This is a genomic window from Streptomyces hebeiensis, assembly GCF_052983195.1.
On sequence record NZ_CM129812.1, the window covers coordinates 186,494 to 212,217 of the forward strand.

Here is a 25,724-nt window from a genome sequence, read left to right on the forward strand (position 1 = left end):
CCGACCTCCATGACCGACCGGCAGATACTCCAAGTCATGTCGGGTCTGATGGCGGGCATGTTCGTCGCCATCCTGGCCGGCACGGTGGTGGCCAACGCGCTGCCCCGCATCATCACCGACCTCGGCGCCAGCCAGTCCTCGTACACCTGGGTCGTCACCTCGGAGCTGCTCGCCATGACGGCGACCGTCCCGCTGTGGGGCAAGCTCTCCGACCTCTACAACAAGAAGCTGCTGCTCCAGCTCTCGCTCGCCATGTTCGTCGTGGGATCGCTCCTCGCCGGCTTCTCGCAGGGCGCCGGGCTGCTCATCTTCAGCCGTGTCGTCCAGGGCATCGGCGCGGGCGGTCTGACCGCCCTGGTGCAGGTCGTCATGGCCGCGGTCGTCCCGCCGCGGCGGCTGGGCAAGTTCTCCGGGATCTTCGGCGCCGTCTTCGCCGTCGGCACGGTCGCGGGCCCGCTGGTCGGCGGTGTGCTGGTGGACACGTCGTGGCTGGGGTGGCGCTGGTGCTTCTTCATCGGCGTGCCGTTCGCGCTCGCCGCGATCCTGATCCTTCAGCGCACGCTGCGCCTGCCCACGGTCCGCCGTGAGGTGAAGATCGACTACCTGGGCGCTTTCCTGATCGTCGCGGGTATCAGCGCGCTGCTGATCTGGACGTCCCTGGCGGGCAACGAGTTCGACTGGGCGTCCTGGCAGACGGCCGCCCTCACCACGACGGGGGCGGTGCTGCTGCTGGCCGCGGTCTTCGTCGAGTCCCGGGCGCCCGAGCCGATCATTCCGCTGGACATCTTCCGCAACCGCACGATCACCCTGACCACGGTGGCGAGCCTGCTGGTCGGTGTGGCCATGTTCGGCGGCACGGTCTTCCTCTCCCAGTACTTCCAGATATCCCAGGGCAAGAGCCCGACCGTGGCGGGCCTGATGGGCCTGCCGATGATCCTGGGCCTGCTGGTGTCCTCCACGGTCGCGGGTCAGATCATCAGCGCCACCGGCAAGTGGAAGATCTATCTGGTCGCCGGCGCCGTGATCATGACGGCGGGTCTGGCACTGCTGTCCACCATCGGCTCCGACACCGGCTTCGGGCTGCTGAGCCTGTACATGGCCGTCCTCGGCATCGGTGTCGGCATGCTGATGCAGAACCTGGTCCTCGCGGCCCAGAACGACGTCCCCGCGGCGGAACTCGGCGCGGCCACGTCCGTGCTGTCGTTCTTCCGCAGCATGGGCGGCACGATCGGCACGAGCGTCCTGGGCGCCGTGCTCGCCAACCGGGTCAGCTCCGAGCTGGCCAAGGGCATGGGCGGAGCCGGCCAGGGCGAGGGCGGCGGTTCCGGCGAGGGGAAGATACCGGACATCTCCACGCTGCCCGAACCGGTACGCGAGCTGGTGCAGAACGCCTACGGGGTGGCCACGGCGGAGCTGTTCCTGGTCGCCACGCCGTTCGCCGCTCTCGCGCTGGTCGCGGTCCTCTTCATCAAGGAGAAGCCCCTCAAGACGACGAGCGGCATGGAGCGGCTCGCCCAGGAGCGCGGGACGTCCGACGGAGAGGGCGGGGACGCCGACGGTGCCGCCGCGACGCCGGCGACGCCCGTGAGCTGACCGCGAACCGGCCCGTGCCGGCCGCCCGTACGGCCGCGGTCGTCGCACGCGTCGCGCGCCCGCTCCGTACGGGGCGGTTCCGGCCGCCGGCCCCGGTCGTGTCCTCGACGGACACGGCCGGGGCCGGCGGTCTTCTTCCACCGGCGTGCCAGGGGTGTCAGGAGTGTCAGCGGGACGTGGCGGCCAGCGGCCGGTCGTCGTCCGCGCTCACTCCCAGGTTCTGGTGGATCTCCATCGTGGCCGTGGAGCGGTTGAGCGTGATGTAGTGCAGACCGGGCGCGCCTTCGGCGAGCAGTCGTTCGGCCATCACGGTCGCGTACTCGACACCGATCCGATGGCCCTCCTCCGGCCGCCCCGCGGCCGCCTCCAGGCGCCGGGCCAGCTCCGGGGGGAAGCGGGCGTCGCTGAGTTCGGCGAAGCGGCGGATCTGCCGCGCGTCGGTGGCCGGCATGATCTCCGGGATGATCGGAGTCGTACACCCCGCCGCCTCGATCCGGTCACGCAGGCGGAGGTAGTCCTCCACATGGAAGAACATCTGGGTGATGGCGTAGTCGGCGCCCGCCCTGCATTTGGCGACGAAGTGCCGGATGTCGCTCTCCCAGTCGGGTGAACGCGGGTGCCGCTCGGGGAACGCGGCCACCCCGACCGTGAAGTCCCCCAGGTCCCTGATGAGGGTGACGAGTTCACCGGCCTGCGCGAACCCCTCCGGATGTCGGACCCACTCGCCGCGCGGGTCGCCGGGCGGGTCACCGCGCAGAGCGAGGACGTCCCGGATGCCCGCGTCCGCGTACTGGCCGATGATGTGCCGCAGTTCCGCCACGGAGTGGCCCACGGCGGTCAGGTGCGCCACGGGGCGCAGCGTGGTCTCGGCGGCGATGCGCTTGGTGACCTCGATCGTCCGGTCCCGTGACGAGCCGCCGGCCCCGTAGGTCACGGAGACGAAGGTCGGCGCCAGCGCTTCGATACGACGGATCGCGTTCCAGAGCGTGCGCTCCCCGGCGTCGGTCTTCGGCGGGAAGAACTCGAAGGAGTACGAGCGCTTTCCCTCGGCCAACAGGGCGCGGGGACCGGGCCGGGCGTGCGGGGGACGGTCCGCGGTAGCTGCCGCCATGGCGGGGGTCCTTTCTTCACGTCGCTCAGTGCGTGGACACGCACACGGTGCGCACACACTAGCCGTGCGGGCTCGTGCGCCCATGGTGTGCCCACGAACTGGTCAGCAGTGCCGCGGTGCGGGTCAACGCGACGGCTCCCAGGGCGCGTTGACGGACGTGGCTTCGGGCGTGCCGGGCTCCGGACCGGTCAGGCCGGCCCGCGCGTACTGTCGGCGGCCACCTCCTCGACGAGGTCCAGGTAGCTCTGTGCGCGCCGTTCGGCGGCCGGGCGGCGCGCCGGGGGCAGTGTCCGCAGGGCGCGGCGCCGGGAGCGGCGGGTGAGCAGCGTGAGGGAGAGGTCCGTCCGGGGGGAGCGCAGGAACGCGCGCGCCCGCCGCCGGGCCCGGTGCCGGAGAGTGAGGTAGAACCCGGCGGCGATCAGGAAGTTCAGGGCCACCTTGGCGACGATCCCGGCGGCCGAGGTGAGGACGGGGGCGTCGAACAGCGCGTGCATGCCCATGGCCGTCAGGACGCAGAGCACGGCCGGTCCGGCGCGCCGACGGCGGTCGTCGTGCGCGAGCAGGATGCCGACCGCCGTCCCGGCGACCGCGCTCAGAGCCCAGTGGGTCCCGAGGCCGGTCACCAGGACGCGGGTGAGGAAGGACCTGAGGACATCGGCGGAGCCGTCCACCCCACCGCCCATCAGAACGGAGTTCATCGCGTAGGTCCAGTTCTCCACCACCTGGAACCCCAGTCCGGTGAACGCGCCCAGGAAGAACCCGTCAAGGGGCCCGCGTACGCGGCTCCGGGCGCCGAGCGCGATGAGCGCGACGCCGGCGAGTTTGAACAGTTCCTCGTTCAAGGGCGCGGTGAGGGCGGCGGCCCACCGTGAGGCGAACGCGATGCCGGTGGTCTTGGCCCAGATGCCCTGAAGTCCGGTGTTGGCGACGATCGCGCAGCCGGCCGCGGCGGTGGCCCCCCAGGCGACCCCGCTCCAGGCCCAGGCCCGCGGTGGCGGCCGGAAGGGGCGCACCCGGCCGAGGACGGCGACGCCGATGCCCACGGTGAACAGCAGCAGCAGGAGGGCGAGCGACGCGGGGCCGGAGAAGACCCGAATGACGGCGGCGAACTCGACGAGGGTCAGCAGGGCTCCGAGCAGGCACAGTCCACCGCCGAGCCAGCGAGCCGGTCCGCGCCGCCAGGACCGGCGCACGGCCGTGTACGCGGCGGGCAGGGCGGGGCCGGTCATGCCCCTCCCCCAAGGAAGGCGACGCTCCGGGCCGTCGCCGAGGCGTCCGCTCGCGCGCGCGGGCCTGCGCCCGGTTTCGCCAGTACGGTGACCTCGACGGCGTAGCTCGCGCCGGGCGGCAGCCAGAGGGTGGCCGTCCCGGCGCGGCCGTCCCGGGCCAGCGCCCCCGTCAGTCCGCTCGCGCCCCCGCTGCTGGTGACCGGTCGTGGTCCGCCCAGGCGGCTGTCCTGGTCGGCCACGGACTGTACCCTGCCCAGGCCCGCCCACAGGCGTCGGGCGCCGGTGCGGGAGGCGAGTGCGACGTACCTCGCCACCAGATCGACGCCGTCGAGCGAAAGGGCGTACGACACGTCGGGGTCGCTCTCGGCCTTGCGCACCTGCCAGCCGTCGCCGACGATCCGCAGCGCCGCGCTCTCCCGGCCGGGTCCGAGCCACAGCACCGTGCCCTGTCGGACCGGCTCCCGGTCCGACAGGGCCAGGCCGATCAGCGGCCAGCCGGCCGTCAGCGTGACCATGCCGAGCGCGATCGCGATGATCCGCCGGCGGTCCCGCGGCCCCTGGGGCGGCGGGTGCCCGAGTGCCGATGTGTTGTCCATGTGTCCACGGTCCGTCAGACACCGGGTTCCCGCGGTGTCAGACCCTCGTACGAGTGAGACGGGTGGTGAGGGGCACGCGCTCAGGGCTTGTGGCGGAGCGGGGTGATCTGCTCGATGTCGTAGCGGAGGCGCAGGTCGGCGATGGCCTCGGGGTCGGGTGCGGCACCGTCCTTGAGGATGTCGAGCAGTTCCTCGAAGTAACGTTCGTGGTCGGAGGGCGGGGACGACTGGAAGAACATCCGGGCCGGCGCGTCCGCCCGGTTGGCGAAGGCGTGCGGGCAGCCCGGCGGGACGACGATGACCGTACCCGGCATGGCCCTGACCACCGTCAGGCCGGACTCGGACTCCCAGTGCCGCCAGTCCTCCGTGCGTACGCGCGGCTCGAAGGCGAGGACGTCGAGTTCACCGTCGAGGATGTAGAACAGTTCCTCGCTGTGCGCGTGCCGGTGGGCGCCGACGTCGAATCCGGGCGGGACGACGACCTCGAAACTCGAGGACACCGTCGAGTGCTCTCCGGTGACCTTGAAGGTCACCTGCTGGGCCGGGGTACGGACGGTGGTGCCTCCGCCCGGCGGGACGATCAGCCCCTCCGTCCGTGTCAGCTGGGTCATCCGGTTGCTCCAGGCAGTCGAGTTCGGGGGCCGCGGGCCCGGCGATCGTACGGTCGGCAGTGCCGGGACCGGGACCTTCGGCCCCACGGAGCGGGACAGGGCTCCCGCGACACCGGTCACGGCCGGCGCCGGGGACCCGGTCCCGTCCTCCCCGTCGTCAGCGCATGGACCCGGCCGCGGAGCGGAGGTTCGTTCCCTGCGCGCCCAGCATATGGGGCTCCATCAGCTCCGGTACGATGCCCGGCCCGCCGGCCGTCCACCGCCCCAGGGCCATCTCGGCGGTGATACCAGGGCCGAATCCGGCGATGATGCCCTGGGCCCCGTCCGTCACCGCGCCCTCGTCGAAGAGTCTTCGGACGGCGTCGAGGACGACGGCGCTCGCGATGTTGCCGTACTCGGTGAGAGTGCCCCGGCTGAACCGGAAGGCGTCCGGCGGCACTTCGAGGAACCGGCTGAGGTCGTCCAGAATACGCGGACCGCCGGCGTGGATGATGTAGAAGTCCAGCCCGGTGGCGTCCCAGCCGTGCTGGTCGGCGATGGCGCGCAGGGCCGGGGCCAGCGGCTCCATGGTGGTGGGGACCCGCTTGTCGAGCAGGAAGTGGAACCCGGTGGCCCGGACGCTGTAGGCGATCCAGTCGGTGGTGTCGGGTACGAGGTGCGACGCGTTGCGCTCCAGCGAGATGCCCGTGCCGCCCTCACCCCGTACGACGGCCGCGGCGACCGCGTCCCCGAACAGGCCGTTGGACAGCAGCGATCCGACCCCGAGATCGGTCGGCTGGTAGCACAGGGAGCAGAACTCGCAGGCGACGATGAGGACGTTGGCCTCGGGGTACGCCTGGCAGAAGTCGTGCGCCCTGTTGATGGCCGCGCCGCCCGCCGCGCAGCCGAGCTGGGCGATCGGGAGCTGCCGGGTGTGGCTGGGGAAGTCCATCTCGTTGATCAGCCAGGCCGTCAGCGACGGCATCATGAAGCCGGTGCACGAGACATAGACGATCAGATCGATGTCCGTGGGGCGGAGTTCGGCGTGGTCGAGCGCGCTGTTGATCACAGCGGGCACCCGCGCCTTCGCCTCGGCCTCGTACAGCACGTTGCGGTCCTCGAAGCCCGGGTGCTGGAGCGTCTGCTCGATGGGTTGGACGATATGCCGCTTCGCTACGCCGGTGTTCGAGATCAGCCGCAGTGCCAGGGGCAGTTGTGGATGGTCCGCGTGCAGTGAGCGCGCGAGAGCGAGTGTGTCTTCCATGGTGATCACGTGCTCGGGAACCGAGACAGCGGGTTTACACAGAGTCGCCACGACACGCCTTTCTTGATGTCTGTTCGCTCAGAAACTGCTGCCCACACTCACGGGCGATCAACCACCGCCGCAACCCGAGTTGTGCAGGTCGAGAGGGGTGTACGAGGCATCGCTGACCGATAATCCATTCATCAGATGAGCCGTCAAATCCTTGTCCGACGGATACGGAACGTAAGAATGACCAAGAACGGCCTCACCCGTTCAGGGGTCTGTGCGCGGCGATCCGGTGACCGTTCGCGGAACGCAGGAACCGATGCGACGCGACGCCCATCGGCCCCGCCGGCGCCGTTCCCCCGGCACCCCGGGCCACGCGGTCCTCATGACAACGTTCACTCGTCCGGCTCCATCCCGTACCTCCGGCGGGTGAACGTCCCCGCGGAGGCGACGACCGGGCCGGTCGTCCCACAGATATACGCCGCCCCCTCCGCCCGCACCGGCCTCTCCGCCCGGACGAGTGCCACGGCACCCGGATCGGGCGGTAGATTTCTCCTGTCGGCCCCGGTTCTCAGGGTGGGTTGCCGACGGATACGGATCCGTGCGAGACGGTGGAGTTGTTGGTGGGGGCGTTCACCGGAATCGAGCTCATGTCCCGGGCCCTCGCCCGGCGTGCCGTCCTCGGGCACCAGGTCTCGGGGGCGCGGTGGCGTCTCCTCCCCGCCCCCACCGTCCCCGGCACGCCGCCGTGTCCCGACATCGCGCCCGGCCGGGGCGCCGAACGCGCCGCGGCGACGAGCCAGGCGGTCCCGGCGTGATTCTGCTGACCGGGGTCACCGGCACCGTCGGCGGGCTGGTGGCACGACGGCTCGACGCCGACGAGCCCGTACGCCTCCTCGCCCGCGACCCCCGCCGTCTCACCGCGCTCACCGGACCGCGGACGGAGGCCGTCGGCGGCGACTTCACCGACCGCGCGAGTCTGGCCACGGCCCTGACCGGGGTCCGGGCGGCGTTCCTGGTCACGAACGACCCGCTGACCCACGCGCACGACGAGAACTTCGTCGCCGCGGCCCGCGCCGCGGGCGTACGACACGTGGTGAAGCTCTCGGCGCGCGCGGTCGACGAGCCGGACGCCACCGACCTGGTCACCCGCTGGCAGCGCGGCAACGAGGACCTCATCCGCTCCTCGGGCCTGGGCTGGACCTTCCTGCGCCCCCGGGCCTTCATGTCCAACACGCTGGGCTGGGCCCGTTCGATCCGGGAGGAGGGCGTGGTCCGGGTGTTCGGCGCGTCCTCGCCCAACGCCAGCGTCGATCCACGGGACATCGCCGATGCCGCCGCGCTCTGCCTGACGGACGGTGAACCGACGGCCCGGGCCCTTGCCCTGACCGGACCCGCTGCCATCAGCCCCGTCGAACAGGTCGCCGTCCTCTCCCGCCTGCTGGCGCGTCCGGTGCGCCTCGAGGAGCTGACGTGGGGCCAGGCGCGGAGCCGGTTGCTCACCCGCCATCCGGCCCCGGTGGCGGATGCCCTGATGGAGAGCGCGGTACGGCAACGGACCGGCGTCAAGGGTGAGGTGGATCCGACCCTGGCCACGCTCCTGGGGAGGCCGGCGCGCGACTACGCCTCCTGGGCCGCCGACCACCGCTCCGCCTTCGCCGTCGGCCGCGGGGCCTGACCTGCCTCGGCCGCCCGGCCCACCCGACTCGCGGCCTACCCGACTCGCGGCCCCACCGCGGTGAGGTAGCGCTGCACTGTCGGCGCCAGCCAGGCCACGATCTCGTCGTGCCCCATCTCGACGGCGGGCGGCAGCTTGAGCACATAACGGTTCAGCGCCATGCCCAGCACCTGCGAGACCACCAGAGCGGCCCGCGTCGGCGCCTCGGCGGGATCGGGACAGACGGCCGCGACCAGGGGGGTCAACTGCTCCCGGAACACGGTATGAATCCGGTCGGCGCCCGCGGGATGCGTGACGCCGACCCGCACCAGCGCGTTCAGCGTCCCGTCGTCCTCCCAGCGGTGCAGGAAGTGCCGCACGAGCCGGGCGCCCGCCTCCTCGCGCGGCGTGTCCGCCAGGGAGGGGAGCCCCAGATCGATCGCGGACGCGGCGGCGAACAGCCCTTCCTTGCTGCCGTAGTACCGCATCACCATCGAGGGGTCGATGCGGGCATCGCGCGCCACGGCGCGGATCGTCGCCCGGTCGTACCCGTCCACGGCGAAGCGGTCGCGGGCGGCCTCGAGGATGGCGGCCCGCGTGACGTCCGAACGCCGCGGCCTCTCGTCCGCCCCGGCGGGTTCCCGTTCCATGCCCACAACTGTAGGCCAACGGTTGTTGACGCACCAGAGACGCCCGCTCTACGCTTGTCAACGAGTGTTGGCCAACAATCGTTGGCTACTGATGCACGGCATCTTCGGGAGGTCGTCATGGCTGCCGGCACACCGATCCCGCCCCACTCCCCGACCCCCGGTCCCCCCTCCGTCCGGCGCACGGAGGGGACTGCCGACGTCCTGGTCGTCGGCGCCGGACCGACCGGACTGCTCATCGCCGGAGACCTGGCCGCGGCCGGTCACGACGTGACCCTGGTCGAGCGCCGCGCGGCGAGCGCCGGCAACCTGACCCGCGCCCTGGTCGTCCACGCCCGCACCCTGGAGTACCTCGACGCTCGGGGCCTCGCCGACGAGCTGGTGAGCCGGGGCCATCGCGTGCGGGAACTGCGCCTGTTCGGCCATGCCACGATCCGGCCCACCCGGCTGGCCAGCCGCTTCCCGTACGTCCTGGTCATCGGGCAGTACGAGGTGGAGCGCCTGCTGGAGCGCAGGGCCCGCGAGGCGGGAGTGACCTTCCGGTACGGCACGGAGGTGACCGGTCTGCGGCAGGACGGCGGCGGCGTCGAGGCGGACGTGCGGCCTGCCCCCGGCGAGCGCGGCCGGTCCGGGGCCACCGTGTCCGACGCGGCAGGCGAGGACGGTTCCGCCCGTACCGTGCGGGCCCGGTATCTGATCGGCGCGGACGGCGTGCACAGCACGGTCCGCGGCTGTCTGGGGCTGCCCTTCCCCGGCACGTCAGTGATCCGCTCGATCGTGCTGGCCGACGTCCGGCTCGCCGAGCCCCCGACCACCCCCTTCGAGCTGAACGCGATCGACAGCGCCTTCGCACTGGTCGGTTCGTTCGGCGACGGCTGGTACCGCGTCATGGGCTGGAACCGCGACCGCCAGCTCCCCGACAGCGCGCCCGCGGATCTGGCGGAGGTCAGGGACTTCACCCGGCTGGCCCTCGGTACCGACTTCGGCATGCACAGCCCACGCTGGATCTCCCGCTTCCACAGCGACGAGCGGCAGGCCCCGCACTACCGGGTGGGCCGGGTCTTCCTCGCGGGCGACGCCGCGCATGTCCACTCCCCAGCCGGCGGCATGGGGATGAACACCGGACTCCAGGACGCCGCGAACCTCAGCTGGAAGCTCTCGGCCGTGCTCCGCCGCCGCGCGTCGACGGCGTTGCTGGACACCTACGAGCGGGAGCGGCACCCGGTCGGGACCATGGTCCTGCGCACCAGCGGTTCGCTCCTCAGGCTGGCGCTGGCCGGCAACGCCCCGCTGCGGGCGCTGCGGAGCGCCGCCGCCGAGGTGGTCAACCGCGTCGGTCCGGTGTCCGACCGCGCGGTCCGTACGGTGTCGGGCATCGGGATCTCCTACCCCCGACCGCGCGGCGCCCACCCGCTGGTGGGCAGGCGCGCGCCCGATCTGGCGCTGACCTCCGGACGGCTCTACGAGGCGCTGCGCCGGGGCACGTTCGTCCTCGTACGGCCGACCGGCAGTCCCGGGCCGTACGGAGCCGACGACCACGTCCTGACGGTCGAATCGGCACGGAACGGTCGGCGGACCCTGCTGATCAGGCCCGACGGCCATATCGCCTGGGCGAGCGACGGACCCGATCCCGACGGACTGCGCCGGGCGCTCGAGCAGTGGACCGGTCGGCGACCCGCACCCGTCGGCTGAGCCCCCGCTCCGCGACGGCCCGGTGACGGGCCGGGAGCCGCGTGGGCCGACGGCCGGCCGGCACGGCCCACGCGGTCAGCCGTCAGGCATCACCTTCCTTCGACGCTCCCGCGGCCGCGCCCATCGCCAGACCGGCCACGATCAGCACGGCGCACACGTAGACCTCGTAACCGTCGAAGAAGCTCACCCTGGCCACCAGGGACCAGAGGTCGAACCACCCGTCGGTCCACTCGTGCAGAAGCCCGCCCACTCCCTGGGAGAGCAGGATGAAACAGAGGATCCCGAGAAACGTCTTCACCCCCGCACGCTAAGAAGTGCCCGCCGGGAGCGGCCAGCGGCCATGGGGAGGGAACACGCCTACCGAAGTCGCTGATCCGGCCGCGCTCCCTCCTACCGAAGTCGCGGCCACGGCCCGGCCGGCCGGTGCCGCGATCCTGATCTCCGCCCGCCGTGTCGTCCCGCCCACCGTCACGGCGAGCGTGACCGTGCCCGGCCGCAGCGCGGTCAGCGTGCCCGTGGCCGGGTCGAAGACCGCCGTATGACGAGGCCGCGCGCCGTGCCGGTCACCGACGCGCAGGTTCGGCGACCCGGTCCAGTCTGCGCTCAGCGGGAAGCCGACCGGAACCGCCCGGGCTCCCTGGGTGACGGTCGCCGTGACCTTCCCGCTCCCGCCCGCGGCCAGCACCGCCGGTGCGTCCAGTGCGAGGGCGTCGGTGTGGGCCCTGGTCTGTACGGAGAGCCAGTCGGGCCCGCCCCGCCACGGCCGCCGGACGGCGGCGGCGCGCTCGCCGGCGCTCACCGCGTCCACCCCGACCAGTGACCAGCCGGTGAAACCGCCGTCGGCCGCCGGCCCGGCCGGAGCCTTGCCCGCGTTGCCGTTGACCAGGTACGGCACCCCGTCGACCCGTGCCGCGCCGAACACGCCCACGTGGCTGCCGACGAGAGCCGCGCCCTTGCCCGTGGTGCGGCGGAAGTGCGCGAGCCAGCCCTCCAGGAGCGCCGCTTCCTTCCGGTCGCTCAGCTCACTGGCCTTCTGCGCGGTCGGGTCCCGGGGCGGTACGTGTTCGATCAGCATCACCGATCCGACGCGGTCGTCGTCCGCCGCCTCGTCCAGCCGCCTGCGGAGTTCCTTGATCTGGTCGAGGCCGCCGCCGCGCAGGCTCAGGGTCGAGGTGTCCAGGGTGAGGAAACGGGTCCCCCGGTGGTCGAAGACGCGGTGGGCGGGGCCGAACTGTTCGGTGAAGTTCGCCAGGGAGCCGCCCATCACCTCGTGGTTGCCGGGTACGTAGTACCAGGGGAGGTCGCCGCCCAGTTCCTCGGTCAGGACCGTACGGGCGAAGGCCAGGTCCGCCGGGGAGCCCTCGTCGACCAGGTCGCCGTTGACGACCAGGAAGTCCGGCCGCGCCGCCTTGATCTCCCGGAGGGTGCGGCGGGCCTGCGCCACGATCGAGCTGTCCGGCTCGCGCGCGACGAACTGCGCGTCGGACATCACCGCGAACCGCCAGTCCCGGTCCCGCACGCGCGCGGCCGTGCCGATCAGCGGGTCGGCGGGGCGGGCCTGATCGGGCAGGTCGACCGTCGGCGGCACCTGCGCGGTCAGCTCGTCGATGACGATCCCGCCCGTGTACTGCTTGGCAGCGGCGGTCTCCGCGAGATAGAAGCGGTGCACGCCGAGGGGCGCGGCGGCCCCCGGCGGCACGTCGAAGGTGACCTGCCGCCAGCCGGTCCAGGTGATGTAGGGGCCGCGCAGCAACTGGTCGGATCCGGCGGCGTCCTTGAGGTGAAGGGTCGGCCAGGCGCCCTGGCCGTCGCCCTTGATCCAGAGTTTGAAGGACCGCGGCTGCCCGGCGACCGGGATCCGCGTGGGCGGAGTGGCATAGGCCGCCCGGGTGGCGGTGGACCGGGTGAAGTCATAGGTGAGCGCGAGCCCGGTGCCGCTGCGGCCGTCGGGGGTGGCGGAGAGGGAACCGCCCGCGCGGGCCTGGCTGAAGGTCCATGCCGCGGCGTCGTCGAGACCGGTGACCGCGCGCTCCTCCAGGCCGACGGTGACGGCGAGGACGGTGGTGGCACCGCGGACGGTGGCGGTGATCCGGCCCGCGGCGCCCTCCGTCCGGGACGTCACGGTGAACGATCCCCGGCCGTCGTCGGTGACCGTGAACAGCGAGCGGTCGTAACCGAGCCGCACGTCCCGGGGTTCGACGGGCGCGCCGGCGCCCTGGGCGTCCAGCCCGACGAGGCCGAAGGTGCCGGTGGACGCGGCGTCGGCGAGTCCGAGGCGTCGAGTGGTCGGCTGCAGGCGGTCGAGGGCGCCGAGGACGGTCAACACGGTGCCGCCGGCGGCCCGGCCGCGTTCCGCGCGCACTTCGGTGGTGCCGCTGTGGAGCGCGGTGAACAGCCCGTCGCGGTCGACCCGGCCCACCGAGGGCCGCAAGGACCGCCAGTGCGGGGAGCCGGCGGCCGGCCCGTAGGTCTCGTCGTGTCCGGCAGCGGTGAGGCGGCGGGTCAGCCCGGGGAAGACCCGGTCGGGGTGGCCGCCCTTGACGGGATCGGCGGTGGGGGCGTCGGCGGCGGGCGTCCGGGTCCGGACCCAGTAACCGGTGAGGCGTCCGCTGCCGTCGGGCACGGTGAGGGCGAGGCCGTTGGGGACGGCCCGTTCGCTGCCGTCGGACGGACTGTTCTCCACCGTGAGGGTGTCGCTGCCGGGCATCCGGGCGACCAGGGTGGAGGAGCCGCCGCCGTCGAGGTTGAGCGCGTTGTGGGCACCGGCCTGACGCATCATCGCGCCGAGCCGGGTGAGGGTGACTCCCCCGCTGTCGGCCTGCCGGCCGTCGACGGTGATCACCTGCATGGCGGACCCGTCGCGGGAGAAGCCGACGGCCGTGCGGGGTGCCGCGGTGTTGTTGCCCTCGCCGTCGTGGTTCTGCGCCACGCCGTCGACGACGAGCAGTTCCCGGCCGCCGACGGCGGTCCGCGGCACGGGTCCGCCGTCGGCGCGCGGCCGGTAGGCGAGGCTCACGGGGTCCCCCGGCCGCAGCGCGGCGAGCGCTGCGGCGCCGGCCTCGCGGCCGACCAGGACGATGCCGCCGGCCGCGACGGGGCCGCTGCCCGGGCGGTCGGCGACGGAGGCGACCTTCCCGTCCCGTACGGCCACTTCGGCGACGGGGGTGGCCCGGTCCACGGTGAGCGCGCGGTCGGCCGTGCCCCAGGCCGCCGTGTAGGCGCCGATGCCGTCGGCGGGCACGTTCGCCGCGTTGTAGGCGGCCAGCGTCCGCGTCCCCGAGGGAAGGGTCACGGTGCCGTCGAAATAGAGCTCCAGGATGCGCCCCGCCGCCTCCGGACCGATGCCGACGGCCCGATGGGCGCCGGTCTGCGGAGAGTGGACGACCTCGCCGTTCGCGACACCCGGGCCCTGGGGCGCGCCCGTCTCGTTGATGTCGAAGAAGTCCCCGTTGACGGCGGCGACGGTACGGCGGCCGGGGCCCGGGTCGTGCTGTGCGGCGAGTTCGGAGACCGTACGACGCTCGCTGACCCGGCCCGAGGAGAGGTAGTCGGTCCTCGTGCCGGTGGCCGCGAGGTCGACGGAGAGCGCGTCGACGCGCAGCCACCCGGCGGGTTCCAGGCGGTCGTAGGAGGTGAGGCGTACGCCGGGGGCGACGGGACGTGAGGTGCGCGCGGTCTCGATGCCGTCGGCGTCCACCGCGCTGCCGGGGGCCGCTCCGGCTCTCGCGTCCGCGGGCGTTCTCGGGTCCGTGGGCGGCGCACCGGCCGGGGGCGGCGCGACCGGCCGCAGTATCTCGGCGGCGGTACGGGGGCGGGGGTCGGGGTTCGAGTCGGCGGCGGAGGGGACTGCCGCCCCCGCCGTCAGGACGGTCACCGCCGCGAACAGCACGGCGGACCGCTTGGCGATGCCTGGGCCCACAACTTCTCCTGGAGGACGGTGGATTCACGCGCGTCGGTTCTGTCTGCTGCCGTCAGCATCGCCGTGCCCGCACCAATGAACCAGGGGTCCGCGACGACGGCACGGGGAACACGCGGTGTCCGGACCCGTACGGGTCGTTCGCCGGCCGCCACTGCGCTGTTCCGGTGGCCGTCCGGGCAATTCGGTTATTCCCGCCAAGTTGTCCGTTACCGACCGCGGGTCGCGGCGTTGAACGTGCGAAGGCCGCTCACCGTGCGGCCGTGCTTCACACGTTCAAGGAGAAACTTGATGTCGCGTATCGCGAAGGCAACCGCTGTACTCGTCGGCACGGGAGCGGTGCTGGCCAGCGGCGCCGGCCTGGCTGTCGCCGACTCCGAGGCCGACGCCGCGGCCATCGGCTCGCCGGGTGTCCTGTCCGGCAACGTCATCCAGGTGCCCATCCACATCCCGGTCAACGTCTGCGGCAACACCATCAACGTGGTCGGGATCCTCAACCCGACGTTCGGCAACAAGTGCGCCAACGTCTCGAAGAAGGAAATCAAGCACCACAAGGGCGGCCACCACAAGCAGGGACACCACAAGGGTGCTCACCACATGGGCGGCTACGGCGGCTGACCCCCGGGCCTCGGCGCACGGCCCCCGGGCCTTGTGACACCGGCGAGTTGACGGCCCCCCGCGATCGCGCGGGGGGCCGTCGCACGTACCGGGCCGTGCGCGTCGGCGGACCCGTCCCGTCGGCTCCCGGGGCGGCCCGTGGGCCCGGCGGGAGTGCGGTGCGGCGGTGCGGGTCACGGGTCCGAGAGCGGGATGAGGCAAGGTAGGCCCTGGTCGCAAGAGGTCGTACATGACGCGGGAGGCAGCGTGTCCGCCGAGGAACACGGGCGTGGGGGGCCGTCGCGGTCCCGCGGAGGGGAGCCCCCCGAGCGGGGTCCGGGCGTACGGGGGCACCGGAGCCGGCTGTCCGGTGCGCTGCTGCGGACTCCGGTGGCCCTGTGGCGGGACGACGCCGCGGACCGGGCCGCGGCCCTGACGTACTACGCGGTGCTGGCGATCTTCCCGGCGCTGCTGGTCACGGTCTGCTGCATCGGCCTCGCCGGGCCCGGCGCGAGCGGGAAGCTGGTGGGCCAGGTGGCGGCTCTCGTACCGGGCGAGTCGCGGGCGCTGGTGCACAGCACGCTGGCGGAGATGGCGAACCAGCGGTCGGCGGCCTGGCTGCTGGTGTCCTTCGGGACGGCGGGCGCGGTGTGGTCCTCGTCCAGCTATCTCGGGGTGTTCCGGCGCGGGCTGCACGCCATGCACGGCGCGGTCGATCACCGTCCGCCGTGGCGCACGGTGCCGCGGATCGCGCTCGCCGCCTGCGCGCTGCTGGCGCTCCTGGTGACCAGTGCCTTCACGCTCGTCCTGACCTCGGAGGCCGCGAGCGCGCTGGGGAAGGCCCTCGGGATGGGGTCCACCGTGTCCCTCGTGTGGAAGGGGCTGAAGTGGCCGCTGTTGCTGGGGCTCGCCGCGGTGCTCGTACTGATCGTGTTCCGTACCGGTCCGCCCGGAACACGCCGATTGCGCCGGGCGCTGCCGGGCGGCGTGCTGGCGGTGGCGCTGTGGCTGCTGACGTCGGCGGGTTTCACCTTCTACACGGCGCACGCCGGTACGTACAGCCGGCTCTACGGGTCGCTCGCCGGGGTCATCGTGTTTCTCGTCTGGCTGTGGGTCACCAACCTGTCGCTGCTGGCCGGTGCCCAGTTCAACGCCGAACTCGCCCGGGCACGGGTCCGGCACGAGGGTGATCCTCACACCGGTCCCGTGCCCGTGCCGGCGCCGGGCTCGGGCCGGTCCGGCGGCACATCCAAGAGTGATGTGCCTGTCGCCGGACCGGCGGAGCGAACGTCCTAGAGAGCCTTGGGCGACGGCGGCCGGGCCGCTCAGCAGCTCAGGTTGGAACCGGGGGTCGTGCCCAGGATCTGGACGAAGCGCTGGTAGCTGTTGATCCGGCTCTGCACCTGCCCGGGGTTGCCCCCGTTGCACTCGAGGGAGCCGTTGATGCTGCGGATGGTCTCGCCGAATCCGCGGCCGTTGACCATGGCGTCATGGGGCGTCATCGTGCCGGGGCCCCGCTGGGTGTTCCAGTACCACAGGGCGGTCTTCCAGGAGACGGCCGCGTCGGTCTGGACGAGGTTGGGGTTGCGCAGCAGGTCGATGCCGAGGGCGTCGCCCGCCGCCTTGTAGTTGTAGTTCCAGCTCAGCTGGATCGGGCCGCGGCCGTAGTAGGCGGCCTGGCCGGCGGGGCACCCGAAGGGCTGGTTGGCGTCGCAGTAGTGCGGGTAGTTGGCGGTGTTCTGCTCGACGATGTGGACGAGTCCGCCGGTCTCGTGGCCGACGTTGGCCAGGAAGGCCGCTGCCTCCTGCCGCTTGACCGTGTCACTCCCGGTGTTGGCGAAGCCCGGGTAGGCGCTCAGCGCTGCGGTCAGGCCGCGGTAGGTGTAGAAGGAATTCCGGTTCGGGAACATCTGGTTGAACTGGCTCTCGCTGACCACGAAGCCGCCGCTCGGGGGCGGGGTGTCGCCGCCGCCGTCGCAGGAGTAGGGCTCCCAGTACCAGGTGCTGATGACGGGGTCGTAGCCCGGGTTGTCGTGCTCGGCGCGGTAGTACTTACCGTCGGTGTACTTGACGATGTCCCCGGCGACGTACCACTTTCCGGCGACCCACGCCGGGTGATTACAGCTCCCGCCGTTCCCACCGCCGGTCCCGCCGTCGCAGGCGCCCTGGTCGGCCCAGACGTCGCTGGTGCCGGGGGCCTCCCCCTGGGTCCACCACTTCGCCTGCCAGTTGCGGCCGTTGTACGAGGCGCTGTTGCCGCCCACGTAGACGGCGGACGCGTTCCAGCCGGCGGCGCAGGCGGCCGCGGAGGCCGATGACGCGGGGAGGAGGACGGTGAGGGCGAGGGCCGATGCCACCACGGTGAACAGGGCCAGTACGCGTTGTCTCAGTTGTCTCAAGCGACTCACTCCTTCGTGCGACGCACCGGTGCCCCGGTGGTCGCCATGGGGGGTGAGGGAACCAAAGCGGAAATTTCATGCACCTGTCAAGGTCTGGACCAAGCATGTCCGCTTCCGGCCGGGCCCGGCCCGGACGGGTTCCGATTCGCGTCCGCCACAGCGCGTACGGGCGCGCTACGGCCGCCGGGTGGGCAGCGCGGCGGGCTCCTCGACGGCCCGGTCCACCGTGCTCTCGGCGGGGATACCGCGCCAACTCGTGCCCGGCCCCAGGTGCTCGCCCTTCATGAGCAGCGACAGCGCTCCGAGCCGGGCCCCGCTCTCCACCACGGAGTCGTACAGCACCACCGCGCGGGTGCCGACGCCGGCGCCGGCGCGCACGGTCACGGTCGACATCTTCATGACGCGGTCTTCGAACAGGTGAGTCTGCAACGACGCGTCCATGCCGATCGCGGCGTCGTCGCCCAAGGTCACCAGGTCGAACTCGGTGAGATACGTCGTGCCGATCCAGACGCGCCGGCCGATCCGCGCGCCGAAGCGGCGCAGCACCACCGGCAGGAAGGGCGTGCCGGTCAGGTAGAAGAGCGCCGCCGGCACCGCGGCCGCCTCGTACAGGCCCGTGATGAACTCCGTGCGCCGCACGAACAGGCTCCACAGCGGTTCCACCCGCGGCTGGTAGGTGCCGATGACGACACGCTTGAGCACCACGCAGTACGCGATCACCGCGAGCGCCGCGCCCGCTGTCAGGACCGGTGAGAGGAAGGCGACCGCCGGCAGGGCCAGGGAGCCTGCCAGCGCGGAGAGTCCCAGCAGATACAGCCACGCGCTCGTCGCCAGCGTGGAGGCGGGCATCGTCACGCGGAAGAACTCGATGCCGAGCCGCTGGAGCACCGCCGCGCGGGTCGGCCGGAACGTCAGGTGCTCCGGGTACGACCCGCTGCTCTGGCGGACCGGCAGGCGCAACGCGGGCGAGCCCAGCCATGTCGTGTCCCCGGGCACGCCGGCCCCGGGCGGCAGCGTCGCCACCCCGACCAGGGAGCCGGGCCCCATCGAGGTGCCGGCCGGCACGAACGCGGCGTTGCCCACGAACGCGCGCCGCCCCACCTCGGTGGGTCCGAAGGCGACCTGGCCTGCCGCGAAGGTGGCGGTGCCGACACTGGCCAGGTCGGCGACGAAGCTTCCCTCGCCGAGGGTGAGCAGGTCGGGGTCGAGGTGGGCGGCGGTGGAGACCTCGGCTCCCCGGCCGATCCGGGCGCCGAGCAGCCGCAGCCAGGGCACCGTGTACAGCGTGGCGTAGAGCGAGTTGGTGTACAGCAGGCTCGTCTCCAGCAGCTTGTCCACCAGCCACTTGCGCACGCCGAGCGAGGACCGCGCCGGATGGATACCAGCCGGCGCCCGCCACAGGACCAGCCGTTTGCCGGTCGCGACGACGGCACACGCCGCCACCACGAACACCGGGCCCGCGAGTGCGGTGGCGGCGATTCCGCCCCACTCCCCCCAGGTCAGCGACGCCCACCAAAAGAGGGCGACACCCGGCAGGAGCATCGCGAACGGGGCGCCCTCCAGGCACACCAGGCCCAGCAGCGCGGCCGCCCGGTGCCGGCCCCGCCACGGGCCGATGGAGCGGTGGGAGCGCAGCATGCTCTCCACCGCGGGCCCGAGAGCGTCGACCGGCCCGGGCGGGGACCCCGCCCAGCGCGCCCCCGCCGGTACCGTCTCGCCCTGTCCGAGGACGGACTGTTCGCCGAGCGCGGCCCCCACCTCCACCCGCGCGCCCGGTTCGAGGACCGCGTTGGCCCCGACATAGGCGTGCGCCCCGATGTCGATGGGGGCGAGGGTCACCCAGCCGTCCGCCACCTCCCACGCGCGCAGGGAGACGTCGTAGCCGATCGAGGCGCCCCCGCCGACGCGCAGCATGCACGGCAGGCTGATCCTGCGCGTGGCGATCAGGGTGCGGGGTCCGATCCGCGCCCCGAGCAGCCGCAGGTAACCGGCCATCAGGGGGGAGCCGCTGAGCATCGGCAGCGGGCTGAGGAGCAGCAGCAGGTTCGCCGTCCACAGCCGCAGGTAGGTCCTGCCCCACAGCCGGTGGCGCCCCGGCACGACCCCCGCCGTCAGGGGACGGACGAGCAGCGCGGGCAGGAGCCAGCGCACGGCCAGGTAGCCGGCCAGCACACCGGCCGTCGCCTGCGCCGCGGACCCGACCGAGATCCGGCCCGCGTGCCGGCCGTAGACGACGGACACCGGGAGCGTGAGTACCAGGAGCAGCCCGTAGAGAACCGCGGCCTGGGCGGCGCCCGCGGCCGCGACGCGCCGGGCGGTGTGCCCGAGGGGCGCGGCCCGGGGTGGCGGCGCGGGCCGGTTCGTGGCCGCCGGGGCGCGCACCAGCCCCGCCAGCCCGCGTACGGTTGGACGCGCGTAGAGGTCACGCAGCGCCACACCGGGGCCGATGCCCCGGGCGCGCAGCACCGATACGGCCCGGGCCGCGAGCAAGGAGTGGCCACCGAGTTCGGTGAAGAAGTCCGCCTCGACCGACACCGACGCGGGCTCGATGCCGAGCACCTCCGCCCAGACGTCGCGTACCCGCGCCTCGTGGTCGTCCGCGGGAGGCGCCACCGTCCCCCGTCGGCCGGTCGGCGAGCGCCGGCCGGTCGGCGGAGGCAGTCGGCCGCGGTCCACCTTGCCGCTCGGCATGGCGGGCAGGGCGTCGAGCACGTCGAGGAAGGACGGCACCATGTAGGCGGGCAGCCTGCGTCCGAGACGTTCGTACAGTCTGGCGAGGAGGGTCGTCTCGTCCTCCGCGCTGCCCGGCGCGCGCGTCACGTAGGCGGCCAGTTCGCCGGTTTCCCCGTCCGCGCCGGGCCGACGGGCCGGTACGGTGACGGCCTCCGCCACGGCCGGGTCCTCCAGCAGCACACTGTCGATCTCGCCGGGGTCGACCAGGTAGCCGCGGACCTTCACCTCGTCGTCGGCCCGGCCCAGGAACTCGATCTCCCCGTCCGTCCGGCGGCGGCCGAGATCCCCGGTGCGGTAGAGCCTGCCGTTCCCAGGAGCCAGCGGGTGCTCGACGAAGCGTTCGGCGGTCAGGGCGGGAAGACCGACGTAGCCGCGGGCGACACCGGGGCCGCCGACGCAGATCTCCCCCACCGCGCCGTCGGGCACGGGCCGCAGCGACGCGTCGAGAAGTTCCACCGTGTAGGTGGGCAGCGGGCGTCCGATGGTCACGGGACGGCCTGGCAGCAGTTCGGACCAGGTGGCGGTGACGGTCGTCTCGGTCGGGCCGTAGGTGTTGAGCATCCGTCGCCCCGGTCTGCTCCAGCGCGCCACGAGCTGCGCCGGGCACGCCTCGCCACCGACCACCAGGCTGCGCAGTCGCGGAAGTTCCCGCGGGATCGTCTCCAGCAGGGTCGGCACGCAGTAGAGGACCGTGATGTCCCGGGCCGCCAGGAAGTCGGCGAGGTCGGCTCCGAGCAGGCCCACGTCGGGCGGGCCGGCCACGACCGTGGCGCCGACCGCCCAGGTCGGCCAGATCTCCTCGATGGAGAAGTCGAACGAGATCGTCATGCCCTGGTACACCCGGTCCTCCGGCCGCACGTCGTACACGCCGGGGATGACGTCGAGGAAGTTGCAGATGCTCGACTGGGTGATCTCCACCCCCTTCGGCCTGCCGCTCGACCCCGAGGTGTGGATGACATAGGCGACCGGGTCGTCGTCGAGGGGACCGGGCGCGGCCGTGCCGGGTTCCGGGCGGGTGACGGGCCGTACGGCGATGTCCCGCGCGTGCGTGTCCAGCTCCGTCCGCCCGGGGAAGCGACCGGGTGCGCCCCGGACGAGTCCGGACAGGGTCAGTACGGCCTCGGCACCGGCGTCCTGAAGGATGTAGGAGACGCGGTCGGGCGGCGCCGCCGGGTCCACGGGGACGAACGCGGCCCCGGCCTTGCCCACCGCGAGCAGGGACACATAGGTCTCCACCGAGCGCGGCAGCAGGATCCCGACCCGGGATCCGGGGCCGATGCCCAGAGCGCGCAGGTGGTGGGCGAGTTGGTTGGCGCGTGCGTCGAGTTCCGCGTAGGTCAGCGTCCGCTGCCCGCACTCCAGCGCCGTCGCGTCCGGGGTACGGTCGCACGCCGCCTCGAAGACGTGGTGCAGCCTTCTGCCGGTCGCCGCATGCCGGGTTCTGCTCGGACCACGCTTGTCCATCGCCTGTCTTCCCTGTTCCTCGGCACGCGGCGCGGCAGGACGCGAGGCGGGCGCCTTCCTTGCGCGGCACGGTGCTGTCACCGGCCGGAACTGCCGTTCGAGCCCTCAGATTACGCGGACCGGGCTCATCGGGCATGTCGGGAAGGCCCGTTGACGAGGGAGTGTTCCGAGGTGGGAGCCGTCCGACGGTCGCCCGCCGGACGGGGCGGCGGCCGTCGGACGGCGCTCAGGGGCTCAGGGGCGCGGACGGGACAGGGTGGAGCCCCGTACCACCAGCTCCGGCTGGAGCACGATGCGCCGGTGCTCGTGCGCATGGGCCGCGTCGCCGGTCTCCTCGATCAGCAGGTCCGCCGCGGCGGCCCCGAGCCGGAAGGCCGGCTGGCGCACCGAGGTCAGCGGCACGGCGGCGGCCGAGGCGAACTCGATGTCGTCGTAGCCGGCGAGCGCGACGTCCTCGGGCACCCGGACGCCGGCGTGGTAGAAGGTCTGGAGCACTCCGAGCGCGAGCAGGTCGTTGGCGCAGAACACCGCGCCCGGCCGGGAGGCCATACCGAGCAGCCGGGCGCCGGCGTCGCGGCCCGCGGCGACGTCGAGGCGGGCCGCCTCCACATGGCGCAGCGCACCGGGCGGCAGCCCCGCCTCCGCGAGGGCCAGCTCCGCGCCCTCCCGGCGGTTCCGGCACTGCGCCAGGTGCATCGGGCCGCTGACGTACGCGATGTCGCGGTGTCCTCGGCCCAGCAGATGGCGTACGGCGAGGGCACCGCCGGCCACGTCGTCCACGGAGACCGAGCAACCGTGCGCGCTGGGCACGATCCGGTCCACGAGCACGAAGGGGATGCCGTGGCGCCGGAGCGCGTCGAGATTGCCCCCGCTCATGTCGGCGGGTGTGACCAGGACGCCCCGTACCTGCTGCTCGGAGAACATGGTGAGGTAGGCGGCCTCCTCGGCGGGGCTCTCGGCGCTGTCGCAGAGCATCACCCCGAGCCCGGCGGCGCGTGCGGAGCGCTCCGCTCCCGAGGCCACCGCCACGAAGAAGGGATTGGCCATGTCGAGCACGAGCATGGCCAGGATCCGGCTGCGGCCGGCCCGCAGCTGGCGCGCGGACTCGCTGCGGACGTAGCCGAGCCGGTCGATGGCGGTGAGGACGCGCCGACGGGTCTCCGCCGTGACGGTTTCCGGGCGGTTGATCACGTTCGACACGGTCCCCACCGACACCCCGGCCGCGCCGGCCACGTCCTTGATCCCCACCGGGCGGCGCCTCACGGGAGCCGGAAGTCGACGACCCTCAGGGGCGAGGGGGTGGTGCCGGAGGAGCGCTGCTGGTACATGAACGACCGGACACCGTCCTGGGCGAGGCGGGTCTCGTCCACGACGACCTCGCCGAAGGCGTTCAGCCCCGCCCCGTCGAAGAGGGTCTTCCAGTCGCTGTACCCGGAGTCCTTGGAGGCCGCGGCGATCCGCCCGTACGGCATGACCGCGTAGGCGTTGTCGTACCGGTCGAGGACGAGGCGGGTGCGCTGGCTGGAGCCGAGCGGGACGGGTATCTCGGTCTTCTTCCAGGCGCCCGCCGCGTTCTTGACGAGGTGCAAGGCGCGGCCGTTCGCCGTGCGGTCCTTGACGTAGTCGGTGGTGCACTGGCCGAAGCGGCCGGGGACGTAGCTGATGATCGCCTGCGGCAGCCCGGCCGAGTCGGTGGCCCGGCTCTCCTGGTTCATCAGGGAGTGGTCCGGGTTCAGCGGGTCGACGACCGTACCGGGGTCCCCGACCGCGACCTTGTCCGAGCCGCCGGTCGTGCCGACGACCGCGCCCGCGGCGGTGCGCCAGGTCCGGCCGCGGTCGGAACTGTGGACGTATCCGGTGTCGTGGTTGGTGATGCCGCCCGGGGCGCACATGACCGCGTTGTTCTGCTCGCGCCAGGTGAAGAAGGCGTGCAGCCGGCCGTCGGCGCCGTAGTCGATGCCGTGGAGATACATGTTGCGGGCCGCGCTGGAGCCGTGCTCACTGGTGTATGTGCCGGTGGCGGACGACCACTCGCCGAGGTTCGTCCAGCGGGAGCCGTCGTACTCGGCGAGGCCGTTGCGGCCGTTGCCGGAGACCCCTGCGCGGTAGCCGAGCTGGAGCCGGCCCTCGGGGGTGGCGACGAACTGCGGGTAGGTGAACTGGGAGGTGAGGGCGAGCCCGTCGAGCGTGGTCTGCACGGCGCCGAACTGACCGGCGTCCCGGGCCCGCCCGGCGGGGGCGTCCAACAGCCCGGCCGCGGACTTCACGTAGAAGAAGCCGCTGCTGTGCGAGTCCATGTTCAGGTGCAGCCGGCCGTCGATCCGGGAGACGCCCATGGAGATGACGTTGTGGGAGTCGTCGAGGGTGAGCTTGTGCGGCAGCCGTACGGTCTGCCAGGTGTTCGCTCCGAGCGCGCGGCGGGCCACGGTCACGGTGCGGTCGGCGGTGTACCAGGCGGCGTACTGGTAGCCCTTGTAGGTCAGCAGACCGTTCTTCTGGAAGGCGTTGTTGTTGACCAGGCCGTTGTACGACTCGAAGTAGACGGCCCGGCCGTCCAGTCGGGTGTCGGCGACGCGGGTGACCGCCGGACCGGGGGCGGCCGCCCGGGCCCGGTCCGCGGCGCCGGGCGGGACCGTGGCGGTGAGGAGGACCGCGGCCAGCGCCGCGGCGGTCGTGGGGGTCATGTACGCAACCTCTTCGGGTGTCGGTGAGGACCGGGCCCCCTCCGGCCCGGTCCTCGTGGACCCGTGAGGGCCGCGGAAAGCCCGCGAGGATCACGGGGAGGGACCACGCGGGCGTCAGACGAGGTGGAACACTTCGGTGAGCGGCTTCATCGCCTCGTCCGGCCGAGCGCCGTCGAGGGCCTCGAAGAAGTCCGCCATCTCGGCCTGCCAGCGGGCGTTGACCTCGGTGGCGGCCATCGCGGCCTGGGCAGCGGCGAAGTCCTCGGTCTCCAGGTAGCCGACGAGGAGGCCGTCGTCGCGCAGGAAGAGCGAGTAGTTGTGCCAGCCGCTCTCGCTGAGGGCCCGGAGCATCTCGGGCCAGACGGTCTCGTGCCGTTCGCGGTACTCGGCGACGCGGTCCTGGCGGACCTTGAGCAGGAAACAGACGCGGGCCATGGGTTCCGCTCCGATCAGAAGTCGAACGTGTCGATGTTCTTCTTGTCGAAGACGGTCGGTTCCCCGAGGATGACCTCGCCGTCCTTGCCGATGGTGTACTCGCCCAGCTTGCCCGCGGTGAACTTCTCGCCCTCGGCGCCGGTGATCTGCCCGGAGGCGAGGGCCGCCGCCGCGTACGAGCCGAGGTAGCCGAGTTCTTCGGGATTCCACAGGGAGAACTGCTCGACGGTGCCGTCCTTGACGTACTTGCGCATCTGGTTGGGCGTGCCGAGCCCGTTGAGCACGACCTTGCCCTTGTACGAGGAGTCGCTGAGGTAGCGGGCGGCGGCGGCGATACCGACGGTGGTGGGCGAGATGATGCCCTTGAGGTCGGGGTACGCCTGGAGCAGGCCCTGGGTCTGCTGGAAGGACTTCTGGTCGGCGTCGTCACCGTAGGCGACCTTCACGAGCCGCATGTTCTTGTACTCGGGCTGTTTCAGCTCCTCCTTCATGAACTCGATCCAGGTGTTCTGGTTCGTGGCGTTCTGGGTGGCCGAGAGGATGGCGATCTTGCCCTCGTAGCCGATCTGCTCGCCGAGGTGCTGGACGAGGCTGCGGCCGATCTCCTCGGAGCTGGCCTGGTTGATGAAGACCTGGCGGCAGTCCTTGGCCGTGTCGGAGTCGTACGCGACGACCTTGATGTCCTTCTTCATGGCCTGCTTGAGCGGGCCGCACACCGCGTTGGGGTCGTTGGCCGCGATCAGGATGGCGTCCTGGCGCTGCTGGATGAGGGTGTTGATGTACGACACCTGGGAGGAGGCGTTGGCGTCGGAGGGGCCGACCTCCTTGCCGGTGCCGCCGTACTCCTTCGCGGCTGCGATGCCCGCCTCGTCGACGATCTTCTCGTAGGGGTTGTTGATCTGCTTGGGCAGGAAGGCCAGTTCGAGGCCCTTCTTCAGGGGTGCGTCCGGGTCGGCCTTCGCGGCGTCACCGGCGTTCGACGTGTCCTTGGCGGTGCTGTCCTTGGTGGTGCCGGAGCAGGCGGTCAGCGCGAGAGCGAGGGCGCAGACGCCGGCGAGGGCGGCGGCCGTACGGCGACGGGCGGCGGGACGGGTCGTCATGGCGGGCGGACCTTTCGGGAGGTTCGGCGGAC

General features: G+C 72.5%; 20 protein-coding genes. 6 read left to right on the plus strand and 14 right to left on the minus strand.

Annotated features, from left to right (window positions below; genetic code table 11):
- The first annotated feature begins 9 nt into the window (after positions 1–9).
- Entirely contained in the window at positions 10–1,593 is a 1,584-nt protein-coding gene (locus ACU6P3_RS00785) for an MDR family MFS transporter (RefSeq protein ID WP_514414751.1), read from the plus strand.
- 166 nt (positions 1,594–1,759) lie between these two features.
- Here the strand turns inward: ACU6P3_RS00785 and metF are convergent, their stop codons facing one another.
- The 5 genes from metF to ACU6P3_RS00810 form a co-directional block, all read right to left on the minus strand.
- On the minus strand, positions 1,760–2,704 hold the full coding sequence (gene metF, locus ACU6P3_RS00790) for a methylenetetrahydrofolate reductase [NAD(P)H] (RefSeq protein WP_344280353.1): 945 nt from the start codon (positions 2,702–2,704) through the stop codon (positions 1,760–1,762).
- 188 nt (positions 2,705–2,892) lie between these two features.
- Complete coding sequence (locus ACU6P3_RS00795) at positions 2,893–3,933, minus strand: PrsW family intramembrane metalloprotease (protein ID WP_447195427.1); 1,041 nt, start codon at positions 3,931–3,933, stop codon at positions 2,893–2,895.
- A complete protein-coding gene (locus ACU6P3_RS00800; protein ID WP_447195428.1) occupies positions 3,930–4,529 on the minus strand; it encodes a hypothetical protein in 600 nt (199 codons plus the stop codon). The genes ACU6P3_RS00795 and ACU6P3_RS00800 overlap by 4 nt, the downstream gene beginning before the upstream one ends.
- Before the next feature lie 80 nt (positions 4,530–4,609).
- Positions 4,610–5,140 carry a cupin domain-containing protein gene (locus tag ACU6P3_RS00805; protein ID WP_447195429.1) on the minus strand — a complete coding sequence of 177 codons (531 nt, stop codon included), beginning with the start codon at positions 5,138–5,140 and terminating at the stop codon, positions 4,610–4,612.
- Positions 5,141–5,297: 157 nt separating this feature from the next.
- Positions 5,298–6,434: a type III polyketide synthase gene (locus tag ACU6P3_RS00810; RefSeq protein WP_447195430.1), complete on the minus strand. Its 1,137-nt coding sequence runs from the start codon at positions 6,432–6,434 to the stop codon at positions 5,298–5,300.
- 545 nt (positions 6,435–6,979) lie between these two features.
- Here ACU6P3_RS00810 and ACU6P3_RS00815 point away from each other — a divergent pair.
- Both ACU6P3_RS00815 and ACU6P3_RS00820 read left to right on the plus strand, forming a co-directional pair.
- The gene (locus ACU6P3_RS00815) at positions 6,980–7,186 is read left to right on the plus strand and encodes a hypothetical protein (protein WP_447195431.1); all 207 of its coding nucleotides are present in this window, start codon (positions 6,980–6,982) and stop codon (positions 7,184–7,186) included.
- Positions 7,183–8,046, plus strand: coding sequence for an NAD(P)H-binding protein (locus ACU6P3_RS00820; RefSeq protein WP_447195432.1), 864 nt, complete (start codon positions 7,183–7,185; stop codon positions 8,044–8,046). The genes ACU6P3_RS00815 and ACU6P3_RS00820 overlap by 4 nt, the downstream gene beginning before the upstream one ends.
- Before the next feature lie 35 nt (positions 8,047–8,081).
- On the opposite strand, the gene ACU6P3_RS00825 is transcribed toward ACU6P3_RS00820, so the two are convergent.
- On the minus strand, positions 8,082–8,675 hold the full coding sequence (locus ACU6P3_RS00825; RefSeq protein WP_447195433.1) for a TetR/AcrR family transcriptional regulator: 594 nt from the start codon (positions 8,673–8,675) through the stop codon (positions 8,082–8,084).
- Positions 8,676–8,792: 117 nt separating this feature from the next.
- On the opposite strand from ACU6P3_RS00825, the gene ACU6P3_RS00830 reads away from it, so the two are divergent.
- On the plus strand, positions 8,793–10,364 hold the full coding sequence (locus ACU6P3_RS00830) for an FAD-dependent oxidoreductase (protein ID WP_447195434.1): 1,572 nt from the start codon (positions 8,793–8,795) through the stop codon (positions 10,362–10,364).
- A gap of 82 nt (positions 10,365–10,446) precedes the next feature.
- On the opposite strand, the gene ACU6P3_RS00835 is transcribed toward ACU6P3_RS00830, so the two are convergent.
- Entirely contained in the window at positions 10,447–10,662 is a 216-nt protein-coding gene (locus ACU6P3_RS00835) for a hypothetical protein (protein ID WP_447195435.1), read from the minus strand.
- 9 nt (positions 10,663–10,671) lie between these two features.
- Positions 10,672–14,283: a phosphodiester glycosidase family protein gene (locus tag ACU6P3_RS00840; protein WP_447195436.1), complete on the minus strand. Its 3,612-nt coding sequence runs from the start codon at positions 14,281–14,283 to the stop codon at positions 10,672–10,674.
- A 288-nt stretch (positions 14,284–14,571) separates the two neighbouring features.
- On the opposite strand from ACU6P3_RS00840, the gene ACU6P3_RS00845 reads away from it, so the two are divergent.
- Positions 14,572–14,898: a chaplin gene (locus ACU6P3_RS00845; RefSeq protein WP_447195437.1), complete on the plus strand. Its 327-nt coding sequence runs from the start codon at positions 14,572–14,574 to the stop codon at positions 14,896–14,898.
- A 369-nt stretch (positions 14,899–15,267) separates the two neighbouring features.
- On the plus strand, positions 15,268–16,173 hold the full coding sequence (locus ACU6P3_RS00850; protein ID WP_447195438.1) for a YihY/virulence factor BrkB family protein: 906 nt from the start codon (positions 15,268–15,270) through the stop codon (positions 16,171–16,173).
- A gap of 29 nt (positions 16,174–16,202) precedes the next feature.
- Here ACU6P3_RS00850 and ACU6P3_RS00855 read toward each other — a convergent pair whose 3' ends face one another.
- The 6 genes from ACU6P3_RS00855 to rhaS form a co-directional block, all read right to left on the minus strand.
- The gene (locus ACU6P3_RS00855; RefSeq protein ID WP_447198171.1) at positions 16,203–17,267 is read right to left on the minus strand and encodes a glycoside hydrolase family 19 protein; all 1,065 of its coding nucleotides are present in this window, start codon (positions 17,265–17,267) and stop codon (positions 16,203–16,205) included.
- Between the two features lie 183 nt (positions 17,268–17,450).
- The gene (locus tag ACU6P3_RS00860) at positions 17,451–21,473 is read right to left on the minus strand and encodes a Pls/PosA family non-ribosomal peptide synthetase (protein ID WP_447195439.1); all 4,023 of its coding nucleotides are present in this window, start codon (positions 21,471–21,473) and stop codon (positions 17,451–17,453) included.
- Between the two features lie 234 nt (positions 21,474–21,707).
- Positions 21,708–22,721 (minus strand): LacI family DNA-binding transcriptional regulator, encoded by a 1,014-nt coding sequence (locus ACU6P3_RS00865; protein ID WP_447195440.1) that lies wholly within the window; start codon positions 22,719–22,721, stop codon positions 21,708–21,710.
- A gap of 11 nt (positions 22,722–22,732) precedes the next feature.
- The gene (locus ACU6P3_RS00870) at positions 22,733–24,157 is read right to left on the minus strand and encodes a BNR repeat-containing protein (RefSeq protein WP_447195441.1); all 1,425 of its coding nucleotides are present in this window, start codon (positions 24,155–24,157) and stop codon (positions 22,733–22,735) included.
- A gap of 114 nt (positions 24,158–24,271) precedes the next feature.
- Complete coding sequence (locus ACU6P3_RS00875) at positions 24,272–24,592, minus strand: L-rhamnose mutarotase (RefSeq protein ID WP_447195442.1); 321 nt, start codon at positions 24,590–24,592, stop codon at positions 24,272–24,274.
- 14 nt (positions 24,593–24,606) lie between these two features.
- On the minus strand, positions 24,607–25,692 hold the full coding sequence (gene rhaS, locus ACU6P3_RS00880; RefSeq protein ID WP_344280307.1) for a rhamnose ABC transporter substrate-binding protein: 1,086 nt from the start codon (positions 25,690–25,692) through the stop codon (positions 24,607–24,609).
- Positions 25,693–25,724: the final 32 nt, after the last annotated feature.